At 58.9% G+C, this 14,798-nt stretch carries 15 protein-coding genes and 2 pseudogenes; 9 read left to right on the top strand and 8 right to left on the bottom strand.

Annotated elements, in window-relative coordinates; genetic code table 11:
- Nucleotide 1: 1 nt before the first annotated feature.
- From N2599_RS28540 to N2599_RS28560, 5 genes are all read right to left on the bottom strand, one after another.
- Nucleotides 2-1,006: an ABC transporter permease gene (locus N2599_RS28540; protein WP_027510417.1), complete on the bottom strand. Its 1,005-nt coding sequence runs from the start codon at nucleotides 1,004-1,006 to the stop codon at nucleotides 2-4.
- Nucleotides 1,003-1,815, bottom strand: a complete 813-nt coding sequence (locus N2599_RS28545; RefSeq protein ID WP_027510418.1) for an ATP-binding cassette domain-containing protein — start codon at nucleotides 1,813-1,815, stop codon at nucleotides 1,003-1,005. Before N2599_RS28545 ends, N2599_RS28540 begins: the two co-directional genes overlap by 4 nt.
- Nucleotides 1,812-2,768 (bottom strand): substrate-binding domain-containing protein, encoded by a 957-nt coding sequence (locus N2599_RS28550; RefSeq protein ID WP_027510419.1) that lies wholly within the window; start codon nucleotides 2,766-2,768, stop codon nucleotides 1,812-1,814. Before N2599_RS28550 ends, N2599_RS28545 begins: the two co-directional genes overlap by 4 nt.
- Before the next feature lie 35 nt (nucleotides 2,769-2,803).
- Nucleotides 2,804-3,829, bottom strand: a complete 1,026-nt coding sequence (locus N2599_RS28555; RefSeq protein ID WP_027510420.1) for a LacI family DNA-binding transcriptional regulator — start codon at nucleotides 3,827-3,829, stop codon at nucleotides 2,804-2,806.
- A gap of 116 nt (nucleotides 3,830-3,945) precedes the next feature.
- On the bottom strand, nucleotides 3,946-4,851 hold the full coding sequence (locus N2599_RS28560) for a S1C family serine protease (RefSeq protein ID WP_027510421.1): 906 nt from the start codon (nucleotides 4,849-4,851) through the stop codon (nucleotides 3,946-3,948).
- 354 nt (nucleotides 4,852-5,205) lie between these two features.
- On the opposite strand from N2599_RS28560, the gene N2599_RS28565 reads away from it, so the two are divergent.
- From N2599_RS28565 to N2599_RS28580, 4 genes and pseudogenes are all read left to right on the top strand, one after another.
- Complete coding sequence (locus tag N2599_RS28565; protein ID WP_157814324.1) at nucleotides 5,206-5,868, top strand: metallophosphoesterase; 663 nt, start codon at nucleotides 5,206-5,208, stop codon at nucleotides 5,866-5,868.
- A gap of 79 nt (nucleotides 5,869-5,947) precedes the next feature.
- Complete coding sequence (locus tag N2599_RS28570) at nucleotides 5,948-6,130, top strand: DUF4037 domain-containing protein (protein ID WP_027510422.1); 183 nt, start codon at nucleotides 5,948-5,950, stop codon at nucleotides 6,128-6,130.
- Nucleotides 6,131-6,417: 287 nt separating this feature from the next.
- Nucleotides 6,418-6,639: pseudogene (locus tag N2599_RS28575) on the top strand (antitoxin MazE-like protein).
- Nucleotides 6,636-6,957 (top strand): annotated as a pseudogene (locus N2599_RS28580) (type II toxin-antitoxin system PemK/MazF family toxin). Before N2599_RS28575 ends, N2599_RS28580 begins: the two co-directional pseudogenes overlap by 4 nt.
- Nucleotides 6,958-7,102: 145 nt before the next feature.
- Here N2599_RS28580 and N2599_RS28585 read toward each other — a convergent pair.
- The 3 genes from N2599_RS28585 to N2599_RS28595 form a co-directional block, all read right to left on the bottom strand.
- Nucleotides 7,103-7,354 carry a type II toxin-antitoxin system ParD family antitoxin gene (locus N2599_RS28585; RefSeq protein ID WP_027510423.1) on the bottom strand — a complete coding sequence of 84 codons (252 nt, stop codon included), beginning with the start codon at nucleotides 7,352-7,354 and terminating at the stop codon, nucleotides 7,103-7,105.
- A gap of 229 nt (nucleotides 7,355-7,583) precedes the next feature.
- Nucleotides 7,584-8,306 (bottom strand): ribonuclease activity regulator RraA, encoded by a 723-nt coding sequence (locus tag N2599_RS28590; RefSeq protein WP_027510424.1) that lies wholly within the window; start codon nucleotides 8,304-8,306, stop codon nucleotides 7,584-7,586.
- Nucleotides 8,307-8,378: 72 nt separating this feature from the next.
- Nucleotides 8,379-9,164, bottom strand: coding sequence for an IclR family transcriptional regulator (locus tag N2599_RS28595; RefSeq protein WP_027510425.1), 786 nt, complete (start codon nucleotides 9,162-9,164; stop codon nucleotides 8,379-8,381).
- A 214-nt stretch (nucleotides 9,165-9,378) separates the two neighbouring features.
- Here N2599_RS28595 and N2599_RS28600 point away from each other — a divergent pair, with 214 nt between their 5' ends.
- The 5 genes from N2599_RS28600 to N2599_RS28620 are packed head-to-tail and all read left to right on the top strand — an operon-like array spanning nucleotide 9,379 to nucleotide 14,713.
- On the top strand, nucleotides 9,379-10,902 hold the full coding sequence (locus N2599_RS28600; RefSeq protein ID WP_027510426.1) for an ABC transporter substrate-binding protein: 1,524 nt from the start codon (nucleotides 9,379-9,381) through the stop codon (nucleotides 10,900-10,902).
- Nucleotides 10,903-10,948: 46 nt separating this feature from the next.
- On the top strand, nucleotides 10,949-11,869 hold the full coding sequence (locus tag N2599_RS28605; protein WP_027510427.1) for an ABC transporter permease: 921 nt from the start codon (nucleotides 10,949-10,951) through the stop codon (nucleotides 11,867-11,869).
- Nucleotides 11,866-12,780: an ABC transporter permease gene (locus N2599_RS28610; protein ID WP_027510428.1), complete on the top strand. Its 915-nt coding sequence runs from the start codon at nucleotides 11,866-11,868 to the stop codon at nucleotides 12,778-12,780. Before N2599_RS28605 ends, N2599_RS28610 begins: the two co-directional genes overlap by 4 nt.
- Nucleotides 12,780-13,748 (top strand): ABC transporter ATP-binding protein, encoded by a 969-nt coding sequence (locus N2599_RS28615; RefSeq protein ID WP_051336582.1) that lies wholly within the window; start codon nucleotides 12,780-12,782, stop codon nucleotides 13,746-13,748. Before N2599_RS28610 ends, N2599_RS28615 begins: the two co-directional genes overlap by 1 nt.
- Nucleotides 13,745-14,713: an ABC transporter ATP-binding protein gene (locus N2599_RS28620; RefSeq protein ID WP_027510430.1), complete on the top strand. Its 969-nt coding sequence runs from the start codon at nucleotides 13,745-13,747 to the stop codon at nucleotides 14,711-14,713. The genes N2599_RS28615 and N2599_RS28620 overlap by 4 nt, the downstream gene beginning before the upstream one ends.
- Nucleotides 14,714-14,798: the final 85 nt, after the last annotated feature.

The raw sequence follows: 14,798 nt of genomic DNA on the forward strand, positions 1-14,798 counted from the left end.
ATCAGCCCTTTCCCTTGCCGCCGAAACGGAATCTGGTGGTGAAGATGCGGGTATTGAGCCAGATCGCCAGGAGGATGATCGCGCCGGTGACGATCTGCGTGAAGAACGGTGAGACATGCATCAGGATGAGTCCATTGCCGATCACCGCGATGGTCAGCGTGCCGAGTACCGTGCCGAGGATCGTACCGCGACCGCCCATCAGCGACGTGCCACCGAGCACCACGGCCGCGACCACCTGCAATTCGAAGCCGACGGCCGCGTTCGATGATCCGGAGCCAAGACGTGCAGCGATCAATAATCCGGCCAATGCCGACGCCACGCCGGAGACGAGATAGACGGAGGCGACGATCCATTGCGCCGGCATGCCGACGCGGCGGGCCGCTTCCATGTTGGAGCCGACCGCCACGACCTGCCGTCCATATTTTGTCGAGGAAATTACGACATAACCGATGGCAGCGACGAGAATGGCGATCAACGCCGGCACCGGCAGCCCCACGAGCTGGCCGCGTCCCAGCCAGAAAAAGCCCGGGACGTCCTTGATCGGGATCGAATATCCCTGGGTCAGATAAAGCGCCAGGCCGCGCAGGATGGAGAGCCCCGCCAACGTGACGATGAAGGCCGGAATGCCCTGGTAGGCGACGAACCATCCCTGGACGAGACCCATCAGCGCACCAAAGGCCAGCATACCGAAGACGACGACAGGCCAGGGATAACCCATGGCGAGGATGATCGCCGCCACGGCATTGACGAGCGCCACCTGCGAGCCCACCGACAGATCGATTCCGCCGGTGACGATGACCAGGGTCATGGCGACTGCCACGACGAGAATCGGCGCCGCCTGGCGTATGACGTTCAGTATGTTCCCGGCCGTCATGAATGTGTCGGTGGTGATCGAGAAGAACACCATGCAGGCGAGGAAGAAAGAGGCGATCGAAAGGACCTGCGCATGTTCGCTGACGAAATCGGCAAGCGGCGAGCCCTTGGCGCGTTCAGTGTAGACTGTCACTGTCTTTCCCCTCCGACAATGAGCTTTACCAGATCCTCGAGATTGGTTTTGCCGATATCGCGCTCGGCGACCTTGGTGCCCTCATACATGACAGCGATACGGTCACAGACACGGAAAAGGTCCTGCAGACGATGGGTAATGAGCACGACCGAAACGCCCTTCGCCTTGACGCGATTGATGAGCGAAAGCACGGCTTCCACCTCCGCAACGGCAAGTGCTGAAGTCGGCTCGTCCATGATCAGGACCTTGGGGTTGAAGGAAGCGGCGCGGGCAATTGCAATTGCCTGGCGCTGGCCGCCGGAGAGCTTTTCGACCTTGGCCGTCAACCTCGGGATACGGATTTCCAAGGCGTCGAGCATCTTGCGCGCTTCGGCAAGCATTGTCGCACGATCGAGGAAAGGACCCTTGGTGATTTCTCGGCCGAGAAAGAGATTACCGACCACATCGATATGATCGCAGAGGCTCAAGTCCTGGAAGACCATCTCGATATTGCGCGAGCGAGCCTCGGCGGGGCCGGAAAACCGTACCTCCTCCCCGTCGATCGAGATCGTTCCGCCGTCGGGAATATAGGTCCCGGAGACGATCTTGGTGAGTGTTGACTTACCCGCTGCATTGTCGCCGACAAGCCCGAGGCATTCGCCGGGATAGAGGTCGAGGTCGACACCGCGCAACGCCTGGTGCGAGCCGAAGGTCTTGCGGATATCGCGAAGCGACACGCGCGGCAGTCTTCCCGCCTCCCCGGACTGCCGGGAGAGCATGGCTCCCCCGGCCCCGGAGACAGCGCTTGAGTGCTGTCCATGCGCGATCATTTAAAAACGGCCCTATAAGGTTCGACATTCTCCTTGGTGACGATGGTGACCGGAATGGCGATGTTTTTCTCGACCGAACCGCCGTCCGAAATCTTCTTCAAGGCATCGACGGCAGCAGCACCCATGGCTGCCGGATCCTGCTGGATCACGGCTGCGACGTAACCTGCGTCGATGCCGGCGATCGCCTGGGCGGTTAGATCCCAGCCGAACACCTTGATGGTGTCCTGTTTGCCCTGGCTTTCAACAGCTGCGATGGCGCCCATCAGCGCCGGTTCGCCGGTCGCATAGACCGCCGTCATGTCCGGATTGCCGGTAATCAGGTTTTCAGCGGCGGCCAGCGCATTGTCTTGGATGTTCTGGCCGTCGACTACGCCTGCCTTTTCAATACCGGAGACACCTTCTAATGTCTTTTCGAAGCCTTCCTGGCGGACGTTCTGGATGAACGAATTCAGCGCGCCGACGACGCCGATCTTCACCTTGCCGTCCATGTTTGCCTTGACATAGTCGAGGAAGAACTTGCCCATGTCGGCGCCGGCCTTGGCATTGTCGACACCAATCTGTGCTTTTTGCGGGCCGTCGGGGAGGATGGCGTCGATCGCCACGACGGGGATGCCGGCGTCTGCCGCCTGCTTGACGGCCGGCATGATGCCGTTGACGTCGATGGCAACGACAGCAAGGCCGGCGACCTTTTGCTGGATGTAGGTTTCGATCGCGCTGTTTTGGGCAGCCGGATCGTTGTTGGCGTTGAAGATCACGAGTTTTGCGCCTGCGGCATCAGCCGCCTTCTGGGCGCCCTCGTTCATCTGGTTGAAGAACAATGCCTGCTGGTTGATCTGCACCAGCGCGAAGGTTTTTTCCTGCGCCTTTGCGCCAAGCCCTGCGAGCGAGGCGGCTGCCAGTGCCGTGAAGCCGAGTGCGACTGTAAATGTTCTGCGTTTGATCGTCCGGTTCATGTTCTCATCCTCTGGTTCTTTTTTGTCCATTGCATTTATGGCTTCGCAGGCGGCGCAACGGAATTCCGCACAACGATTTCGACCGGCAGGAGTTCCTCCTGAGAGGACGGAGTCCGCTCCTGCCAGTTCGTCTCAAGAAGCAGCGAGAGTGCGCGCTGGCCGATCTTCCGAACGGGCTGGCGGATGGCCGTCAGCGGCGGCGCAAAAAGATGCAGCGGCCCGACGTCATCGAAACCGATGACCGATACGTCTTGCGGGATCGAAACGCCCTCACCGCGCAAGACTTCGATGAGGCCGATGGCGATCTCGTCCGAACTCGCGAAGATTGCGCTGGCAGGCATTCCTTCGCCGATAAAGCGCTTGGCAGCTTCCCGCCCGAAGGCAACGGTGTATTCGCCCTTGTAATTGAGGAAGGTGGCATCAGCGCCCCACCGTTCGCGCACGCCCCTTTCGAGCCCATGGAACCGGCGCTGAGCACTAATCATCCGTTCGGGCCCCCCTACGAACAGGATGCGGCAATGCCCCGTTTCGGCAAGATGCTGCCCCGCGAGATAGCCGCCCCTTTCATTGTCGCAGAAGAGCTTCGGCGCCAGTGCATCTGGTACGTCTTCGTCGACGACGACGACCTTGCCGGTGCGATTGATGAGCGCACCAAGCTGTCCGTCATCCGGATGGTTGGTGACGAAGATCAATCCATCGACATGATTGCGCTCGATAAGCTGAAGATAGACGATCTCGCGGCCCGGTCGGTTCAAAGTCGCATAGAGCGAAACGGCAAGCCCGCGGCGATCCGCCTCCTCCTCAACCGCTGCCACCAGCGTCGCGAAGAACGGATTGGCGATGTCAGGCACCACGAGGCCGATCGTATCGGAGCGGCCGCGGCTCAGGCGCCGCGCATGGGGATTGGGCTGATAGTTGAGGTCGCGGATCGCATCCTCGATCCGCTTCCTCGTCTCGTGGGGAAGTGCCAGCGAGCCGTTCAGCAGCCGAGAAACCGTCGTCACGGAAACGCCAGCAGCACCCGCGACGTCCTTCAGGCTCGTAACTCGTTCATTCGCCATGACAGCCTGTAAACCGCTTTAGTAAACCGATTTACTATTTAGCCCACCGATGCGTTCATGAGTCAAGCGGACTTTGCGCGCGTTGTTGCGGGCGCCGAACCACCGGCGCCGTCGCCTCACTGTAGTTGCGGCTTTCTAAGAAAGCTGCTGCGGTCGGCCGACTTGATACGCAACCAGGCCTCGCGGCCGTCGCGCAATATTCTCATGGGGATCTCCACGCCAGCGGGACCGCTCTTCCAGAGCTTGCGGTAAAAATCGGCAAGGCCGTCAACCTCCCCATCCCGAATCTCCGAGATGATGTCGCCCTGACGCAAGCCCGCTTGGGCCGCCGGCCCTCCCTCGGCCACACTCATCACGACGACGTCGCCGTTGCTTTCGGCAGAGAAGGCCCCGAGCCAAGGGCGCGGTGGCTTGTTGACTTGGCCGCGGGTGAGGAGGTCATCAAGAATTGGCGGCAGCAGGTCGATCGGCACGATCATGTTGATGTCGGCACTCTCTCCCCTTTGGCTCATTTGCAGGCGAAGCGAGCCAACGCCCAGAAGCTTGCCGTCGGAGCCGATGAGTGCTGCACCTCCCCAGGAGGGGTGGGCCGGCGCGATGAAAATCGCCTCGTCCAGCAAGTATTCCCAGTAGCCGGCGAATTCCTGCTTCGCGACAATTTGGGCCTGCACGAACTGACCGATCCCATCAGCGAGCATGACCGGAGCACCGAGCTGCGCTTCAGCCGCATCGCCAAAATCCAATGCGGGAACGTCAAGCGACCCAAGCGCCTGTACCAGACCGAAGCCGCTTTCCTGATCGTAGGCAAGGGCATGAGCCGGAACGACATACCCGTCATTGCGTGTCAGCCAAACTTCCTCGGCCTCGGTGATCAGATAGCCGATCGTGAGCACCAACCCATTTTCCCGGATCACCACGCCACTCCCCTCCCTTTGGGTGCCCAGCGTCGTCGCCGTGAAGGCATCTTCGGGAATTGAGGCGCGAACGGCCACGACAGACCGCAAAATCCTATCGATATTCATGCTTTCGTTCCTGTTGGGGCAAGATTTACGCACAGGAGGCTTCAACCGCTGGCACGCGGGCGCCTGACTTCTTTCTAAGATACGGCGCGCCACAGAGCAGCACAAGCCTTGGGGCCAATCTGCTTTCGGCCAACTGTCCTTCAATGTGACGCATGACAGAGTGTACGTGAAGGATTGACGTTTCGTACACCACAACAAGAACTCACAGAGCTCCATCCCTTGTCAGCACAGCGGCACCGTCTCAGATGAGAAGGGAATGTGCTGCGTCCGAGTCTGCCAATGAAAATCATCGAGTTAGCCAGTTCTGCGTCCCGCCCTGTTTATGCCGTTGGCGATGTTCATGGAATGGCCGGCTTGCTCGAAGTTCTGTTAGCGACAATTGACGAAGACGCGGACAAAAGCGGTGCGAAGCCGCGGATCGTTTTCCTTGGCGATATCGTCGACAGAGGACCGGAAAGCCGCCGGGCAATGGAACTCGTGCACGGGACCCTTCAGCAGCGTGAGGGATCGCAACTCATTCTCGGAAATCACGACTACCTGTTCCGCGAGGCGTTGAATAATCATCTCGGCGATCTCGCTCTTGATCATTGGGTGTCAGGCCTCGGCGGAAAGGCGACCCTTCGGTCGTATACCCACCGCATGCCGGGCTGGGCAGGAGAGCTGCCAGATATGCTGCTTCCTCGATACGCGCATCATCTGGCATTGCTAAATCAGGCCGCGGACATGGTCATCGTGAACGGCTATTGCCTCGTCCATGCCGGGATCGATCCGAAGAGACCGCTTACCGAACAGAACGAGGACGATCTTCGCGAAATACGCGAAGACTTCCTCGATGCCCCCGAGCCACTCGAAAAAGTCGTGGTGCATGGGCACACGATCACAGACTCCGAACTTCCGGAAATCCATTCGAACCGGATAGCAATCGACACAGGCGCCTACCGCACCGGACGCCTGTCAGCCGTCGTGATTGCCGGCAACAGCGAGCCGCGCTTTCTGTATGTCTCCCACTCCGACTAGAATCAATCCACATCCAGGATTCCACTTAGTGATGAGTTCTGGCCCACTGAGTTCCGGATTTATGGTTCGAAGCGATCGGATGGGTGTAAAGCGGTATGCAAGCCGCAGACGCACGGTCGAACCGGGCGATACGCTTTGGTCGGTGCTGATCGCCGCGAGAATTGTCCGATCGCTGATGGAATTGAGCTTCCTCCAGGAGCGGCGATATTGGCCGGATGGCGAATGGTTCGGAACGGCCCTTGGACTGTCGGTCCCACCCTAGGTCCGCGACTAGACGCAATCTTAGCAGCTCAGGACGACGCAACACGCGTCGAGGCGCTTTACGATGCCCTTGTCGATACCGGATCAATATTCCCCCAGATGTGCCGTTTGGATCTTCCCCACATTGCGCCGACAAAATCAGTTGCCCTAGTTTCTTAAGGGCAAATTCTGCCGCAAAAGTCAGGTGTAAAAAAGACACCTTTCGCGGCCGACTTTTGCGACACTCAGCTTGACGGCCCGCCGTTCTGCCTTTTTGTTACATGTAACAGATTGTGCGGAGATTCCACAGTGCGAACGCCTGTCACCCAAAGAGTCCAGAAGCGCCGGGACGCTGCGGGCTGCTGGATTGCGCCCGGTGCGGATATGGGTTCAGGATACGCGTCGCCGCTCTTCGACGACGAGTGCCGCCGCCAGTCACGGGCCATCGCTGCGGCTGATGCCGCCGACCGCGATCTGGACGCCTTCATGGATGCCGCCCTTGCTGATCTGGATGACGAGGCCGACACGTGAGGCGTGGCGATTTCGTTGCCGTCGCCATGCCGGGGCCGTCGGAAAGCCGCACTCGCCCTCATCATCCAAGCCGATCAGTTCGAGGACACCGGCACGGCGACGGTGCTGCTGGTGTCGGGGACTTTAGTGGACGCCCTTTTGATCCGGCCTACAGTGCGACCCACGTCCGAGAACGGACTACGCAAGCCGTCGCAAGTGATGATCGACAAGGCCATGTCGGTGAAACGCGACAAGGTCGGCCGGCCCTTCGGGCGGCTCGATGACGAAACCATGCTTTGCGTCATCCGTTCGCTGGCCGTTTTCCTCGGCCTGGCCTGAGATCGTCTTTCACAATGTGTGAAATCCAGAAATTACGCGACAAAAGGCCTGTTCTGTCCTTCAGGCAGGAACGGACTGCGTGCGGCCCTGTTGCCGCTGCGCCGGCTCGGTCTGCTGAATTGACGCTATAGGCGAAAGCCCATTCTCAACTGCCTTGCAGCTTGTCAGTTTTCGCCTTCGCCGCCGCGAAAAACTCGTCTTTGGACCTATTGCCCACGCCGCTTTTCAGGCCTTCATCAACAAAACGCGGCATCGCGTCAATCTTGCCATTCCGTTCCTGATCTTTGCGAATGAGGTCGCGCACGTAATCGCTCGCATTGGCGTAGCGGCCCGTCGTGGTTTGTGCCTCGACCCAGTCTTTCATCGGATCGGGTAAGGATACATTCATTGTCGCGATTACCGACCTCCATGTAACTATGATGACATGGATTGGCAAAGTTTGGCAAAAAAGCAGATCGTTCAGACGCTAGGCCCGCCGAACCAGAGCGTGTCGCTGCACCTCAGTCAGATTCAGTAGAGCCGGGCATAAAGCGGCAGCGTTGGCGATTTCGAAAGACGACGGTGTTGCTTGACGCACTAGCCGTGTCTGCGGCTCATTTTCCATGGGCTGACTGAGCGCTTGCTGCTCAAATCACCTCTGCGCGCGCCTGCTTCCAGGCCCTATAGCGCTCCAGTGTCTCGGCGTTGGGCGGGTAGACACCGAGCGTCGATTTGCCGGATTCAATCTCCGACTTCAGGAACTCTTCCTGTTCTTCCATCGCGACGGCTTCATCAGCGATTTCTTCCACATATTTTCTCGGAATGACGATGACAGCCTCACCGTCGCCGAAGATAATATCGTCCGGATAGACGGCGACACCACCGCAGGCGATCGGCTGGTTCATATCTGAAGCATGATGTGCCACTAGATTGGCCGGTGCCGCAGGCCCCATACAATAGGTCGGAAGACCAAGCTTGGCGATATCCGCCGTATCGCGAACGCCGCCGTCGAGAACCACGCCTGCAGCGTTCCGGTAGATAAGGCGCCGAGCCAGCATTGCACCGATACCAGCGACTTCGGCCATCGAGCGGCAGTCGAACACCAGAATGTGGCCGTCCGCAATCGTATCGATTGCCTTGCGCTGGTAATTCGACGGGTCTGAGCTATAGGTCGATCCATCAATATCTTCTCGGGCAGGAATGTAGCGCACCGTGACAGCCGGGCCGATCATTGGTTTGTTGACATTGGAAAGTGGCCGGACGCCGCGAACAGCCGTATTCCTCAGACCCCGCTTCAAAAGCAGCGTGCTGAGACTCGCTGAATTCGTCCGCAACAACTTTGCATAAACCAATGGTTCCAGCGCTGTCATCAATTCCTCCATTGTCTAGTGATCCAGAACTACCATACGGGATAAAAAGTTCAATAGGGACATCTCTTCTTCTTATTTGGAAATAGGATGAACACCGTTAATCGCCCTTGTCAGCATCGCAGCGCTGTCCAGGACCTCTCGCTTGATTGCCCGAGCGCGGTCTGGGGTCGCCTCCCCGATGAACGGCACGCTGATCGAAGCGACGAGGCGGCTTTCTGAATCGAATACCGGGGCTGAGAAAGCGCGCAGCCCCAGATTGGACTCCTGATTATCCTCCGCATATCCGTTGCGGCGAATCTCGACGAGCGCTTCCTTTAGCGCATCGGGATTCGTGATTGTATAGGGCGTCTTAGCTTCTAGCCCGGCTGCGCAATATGCCTCGATTTCACTATAATCTGAGTAGGCGAGCGCGAGCTTGCCGGCAGCGCCAACATGCTTGCGCGAGCGGCCACCGACTTTGATGAAAATCGAGTAGTCGCCGGGGCTTGGAGCGGCAAAAATCGTCATCATTTCACCCCCCTCCGGCGTGGCCAGCTTAAAGGATTCAAGGATCCGGTCTGCTGCCGCGGTCAGGATCGGCTTGGCCGCTTCGACAAGCATTGCTTTGTCGGCGCCGGGTGAAATACGCCGTGCGAGTTCGATGAACTTGGGGCCAAGCTCGTACGATGCCCCGCCGTTGACGCGGGCGACAAGACCGTGGGCCGCCAGTGAATTCAGGATGCGATAAACGGTCGAGCGCGGCACGCCTAGCCGGTCGACTAGATCTGCAAGAGAAATTCCCGTCTTGGCATCGGCGACGGCCTCGAGAAGATGCGCCGTCTTTTCCACGACTGGAGAGCCATGTTTAAGTTCATTCATGAACTATGCATTCCTTATATGAATTATTCTCTGTTGACATCGTGACCGCACCTAAGCATCCTCATGGAACAGGTGTCACATTTGACACTACGCAGTTGTTGGAGGAAGTAAAGCCACTTGCATGATGCTGCGACGGCAGCCTTGAAACGGGGGGCATTTACGAATGCGGCATTGCTCCGGATGCGATGTCAATGGCTGGAACGAGGAGGCACCCATGAACATGATATCCATCACCAAGGCCGCAAAGGTCGGTCTGGCGGCATTTTCACTCGCAGCGAACGTTTCAATCCCGGCGCACGCCACGTCGGACACGTTGACTGTCGTGGTAACCGATGAGCCAAAATCACTTGATCCCTGCGATACGGATCTCTCAGGCAATTCGCGCATCCTGCGCAACAATATCACGGAGACGCTCGTCAACCTGAGCCCGATTGACGGGACCGTGACGCCAAGTCTCGCCACCGACTGGCGGCAGGTCGATGATCTGACTTGGGAATTCAAGCTCCGTGAGAAAGTGACTTTCCATGACGGCAAGCCTTTTGACGCCAATGCTGTTGCAGCGGCGCTAAAGCGTGCGCAGGACCCTGCACTCGCCTGCGAAGTCGGACTCGCAACGCTCAAGGGCGTCAAATTGTCGCCCGAAGTGGTCAATCCAACAACGATCATCATCCGGACCGATGTCATAGAACCGATCCTTCCGAACAAGATGGCCGCGCTGGATATCGGTTCACCGGATATGCCGAACGATGCCAAAACGCGGGCGCCGGTCGGGACCGGGCCCTTCAAGCTTCTCGAATGGCTGCCAGGCCAATCAGTCGCTCTGCAGGCTTATGACGGATACTGGTCCGACAAGCCGTCGATCAAAAACGCAACCGTCATCTGGCGCGCCGAGTCAGCCGTCCGAGCCGCGATGGTCGAGACGGGAGAAGCCCAAATAGCCTATGAGATTGCTCCGCAGGACGGCACCAGCGATCACGATCATGCTTTCCCGAATGCGGAAACATCATTGCTGAGGATCGATCAGGACGTGGCGCCGCTGAATGACAGGCGCGTACGCGAGGCGCTCAACCTTGCAATAGACCGCGACGGCCTCATCGGCACGATCTTCCATGAGAATGCTGAAAAAGCGATGCAGGTCGTGACGCCGTCGGTGTTCGGATACAATCCCGACATTCCTGCCTGGACCTACGATCCGGAAAAGGCCAAGTCTCTCCTTGAGGCCGCGCGGGCGGATGGCGTCCCGGTCGACAAGGAAATCGTCATCTACGGGCGTATCGGCATCTATCCGAACTCATCCGAAAGTCTTGAAGCCATTCAAGCCATGCTGGCGGATGCAGGCTTCAACGCCCGCCTCGAGATGCTCGAAACAAGCCCCTGGCTGAAGAAGCTGCTCAAGCCTTGGGCCAAGGACCGTCAGCCTTCGATCCTGCAGACGCAGATCGACAATACCGAGGGCGATGCGGTGTTCACGCTGCCGAACCGTTTCACGAGCGATGGCAACACGTCGTCGATCGTCGATCCGAAGCTCGACACAATCATCTCAGACGCTTCCAAGGCCACAGGTGACGAACGCAAGCGCCTGTTCCAGGAGGCGTTCAAGTACATCGCTGTCGATGCGGTCAACATCGTACCTCTCTTTCATATGGTTACGATCGCCCGTGTCGCATCGGACGTGAATTACACGCCTGATGTCCAGGCCGGCAATGAGATCAAGCTGAAGTCGGTCAGCTATCGCTGAACGGCATTGACAGGTCCCCGGTTGAACCATCGCTTGAGGAGAGCCGATGTCCTTCACCTATCTCCTTCGACGCACTTTCTCCGCCGCGTTCGCACTTGCAGCGTTGATGATATCCGCGTTCTTCCTCGTCAGATTGACCGGCGATCCGGTCAATCTTTACCTGCCGTTCGATGCCTCGGACGCCACGCGCGAGGCGATGCGCGTCCGGCTTGGCCTCGACCGTTCCCTTGCAGCCCAGTTTATCGACTGGGCTGCAGACATCCTTCGTCTCGATTTCGGCGTGTCCCTCTGGCATAACCGTCCGGCGATGGAGGTAGTGCTGGAGGCCTTGCCGAACACGCTTGCGCTTGGCGCGATTGCCCTGACATTGGCCTTCCTGGCAGCGGTCATCATCGGATCGATCGCCGCCGTGAACCCCGGTGGCTGGATCGATCGCGGCTTCAATTTGCTTTCTCAGGCGGCGGCGAGCGTTCCCGACTTTTGGCTGGGTCTCATGGGTGTGCTGCTGTTTGCGGTGACATTCAAAATTCTGCCGACGTCCGGTTTCGGCGGACCGATTTATTGGATTTTGCCCGTTGCGTGTCTGTTTGCCAGACCGTTCGGAACGCTGGTACAGATTATCCGCGGGTCGATGATCGAGGCGCTCAATGCGACCTTCGTCCGCACCGCCCGGGCCAAGGGCGCTCATGCCGGCCGCGTCACCTTTGTCCATGCACTGCGTAACGCTCTGCTTCCTGCCATTACGGTCACCGGCGATCTCGCCGCCCAGTTTGCGGGTGGTGGTGGCGTCGTTGAAGTGGTCTTCGGCTTCCCCGGAATTGGCAAACTGTTGATCGACGGCATTTTGAAGCGGGATTTCGCCATCGTGCAGGCCTCCATCTTTGCCGTCTCCGTCGTGATCTTCATCATCAACATCTTGGTCGACATGCTTTACGCCTCTATCGATCCCCGAGTGAGGGTCGAATGACCGGCATGACGACGGAATTCACCCCCGCTCCCGAGCGCCGCCGGCGCATCCTATGGCTGTCGCGTGCGCTTGCGGGTGATCCGATGGCGGTTGCGGCGGCAATTTGGTTGTTGATCGTGATCCTGGCAATCGTAGCCGACGCGAGCTCCCTTCTCGGGAACAGCCGGATTTCGTTGAAAGCGCGCAATCTTCCGCCTTTCGATTTCAACCAGTCGTGGACGTTGTGGCTGGGGGCCGATGCGCTCGGCCGACCCCTCATGATGCGGCTTATCCAGGCGGCATCGACAACGGTCGGAATCGCGCTCGTAACGGTCGTGACAAGTCTCGTTGGGGGAACCCTGCTCGGCGTGATCGCCGGCTACTTCGGCGGTCTCGTTGGTAACATTATCATGCGGATCTCCGATATCATTTTAGGCTTTCCGACCCTGCTTGTTGCCCTGTTTGGTCTTTATCTGTTCGGTCCGAGCGTCACCAATCTCGTTCTTGTCCTCGCGATCACCCGGATGCCGGCCTATATCCGCGTCGCCAGAGCCGAAACGCTGGAGGTTCGCGAGCGCCTGTTCGTCGACGCTGCCCGCGTGTTCGGAGGCAGCTCGATATGGATCCTGCGCACACATATCCTGCCGAGCGTTGCGCCAACCATGCTGACGCTGGCGTCCGTCAATCTCGCCATGGTCATGCTGTTTGAATCCGGACTGAGCTATCTCGGTCTCGGCATCCAGCCGCCGGCGGTCAGCTGGGGACTTATGGTCGCCCAAGGGCAGGGATATCTTTCCTCCGCCTGGTGGCTCGGCTTCTTTCCCGGGTTGGCGGTGATGCTGACCACCATGTCTTTCAACCTGCTCGCCAACTGGTTCCGGATTGTCAACGACCCGTCGCAGCATTGGCGTCTCATCAGGCGGAGGCGATGATGGCTCTTCTGGAAGTCAAAGACCTGCAGGTTAGTTTCGATACCGCAGCCGGAAATATCTTGGCGCTTAACGGCGTGTCCTTTTCGCTGGAACGCGGCGAGGTTTTAGCGCTTCTCGGCGAAAGCGGATCCGGCAAGTCGGTGACGGCATCGGCGATCATGGATCTGGTTCCAGATCCGCCTGGCGCCATCAACGAAGGATCGATCTGCTTTGACGGCTTGGACCTGCTTCAGCTTTCCCGGACTGCCCGGCGCGATCTTTGCGGCGATCGAATTGCGCTCATTTTCCAAGACGCTCTTGCCGCACTCAATCCCGTTTATCCGGTCGGATGGCAGATCGCGGAGATGTTCCGAATTCACGGCCGCATGCCTGAGGGAGGCATTGAGCAAGCCGTCCTCGATCTTCTAACTGCTGTCGGCATTCCAGACCCTGCCGGCCGCAAAACGCAGTATCCGCACGAATTCTCCGGCGGCATGCGCCAGCGGATCATGATCGCCATGGCGGTGGCTCTCGAACCCGACATCATCATCGCCGACGAGCCGACGACGGCACTCGACGTCACCATTCAGGCTCAGATTGTCGATCTCCTCGAAAGAGTGCGCAAGCGAAGCGATGCTGCGATGATCTTTATTACGCATGATCTCGGCGTCGTTGCCGAAATCGCCGACCGGGTCGCTGTCATGTATGCCGGCAGGATCGTCGAGACTGCGAGCGTCTTCGAGTTATTCGAGGACGCTAGACATCCTTATAGCGTTGGACTTTTGGCCTCGCAGCCACGCATGAATAGCGACGAGAGCGAACTCGTCCCTATCCCCGGCTCTGGGCCGAACCCGGTCGCACTGCCCTCCGGCTGTACTTTCCGCACACGCTGTTCGCGCGCCCAGGATCTTTGCGCGAGAGTTGTCCCTGCCCTTCAACCCGTAGGGCCCGGCCGTCAGGTCGCCTGCCATTTCCCGGTAACGCCATGAACGAGCCTCTTCTTAAGGTCGAGAATCTCTCCCGGCATTTCGGCAATGCGACAGCCCCTGTACGCGCGGTCGAGGACGTCAGTTTCGAAATCGCCCGAGGCGAAACGCTCGGCCTGGTCGGGGAAAGCGGCTGTGGAAAGACGTCCCTCGTGCGAACATTGCTCAAGCTTGCGCCGGCGACCAGCGGCAGAGCGCTGCTGGACGGTGTGGATATTGCAAAAGCAAGCGGAAGGCAGTTGCACGAACTACGCCGGAAGATGCAGGTCGTCTTCCAGGACCCCTATCAATCGCTCAATCCGCGCATGCGGGTGGATCGCCTGATCTCGGAACCCTGGGCACTTCATCCCGGCGCGTTGCCCCGTCATCAATGGGCAGAGGAGACGGCAAACCTCCTGGAGGCGGTGGGCCTGAGGCGTGAGCACGCGATGCGTTATCCCTCCGAATTTTCAGGAGGGCAGCGGCAGCGACTCGGCATTGCGCGGGCGCTCGCGCTCAATCCAGCGCTCCTCATCTGCGATGAGCCGGTCTCTGCACTCGACGTGTCAATCCAGGCACAGGTCATCAATCTGCTTGCCAAACTGCGGCGCGAAAGGAACCTCGCCATGCTCTTCGTGGCACATGATCTTGCGGTCGTACGGCATGTGTCGGATCGCATCATGGTTATGTATCTCGGAAAGATCATCGAGACCGGCCCGAAAGCGTCGATCTTTACGGCACCAGCCCACCCTTATACGCAGGCCTTACTCTCTGCGGTCCCCACACCAGATCCGAGACTTCGTGGCGGGCGCAAGCGCATTGTCCTGCAGGGAGATCTGCCGAGCCCAGCAAATCCTCCAAGTGGGTGTCGCTTCCGAACCCGCTGCTGGAAGGCAACCTCCATATGCGCGGAACAGGAGCCGGCGCTTCTGGCAAGAACCACGTCCCCCGGCCTTCTGACCGCATGCCATCATGCGAAGGCCGACTAAACACCGGCGACCCCTAACTTCCGTGCTGCCAGCCTATTCCTCAAGGGCCCTGCTGACCTAGATATGATATTTTTTCTCGCCGAAG

It is taken from the genome of Rhizobium sullae (assembly GCF_025200715.1).
Lineage (GTDB): Bacteria > Pseudomonadota > Alphaproteobacteria > Rhizobiales > Rhizobiaceae > Rhizobium > Rhizobium sullae.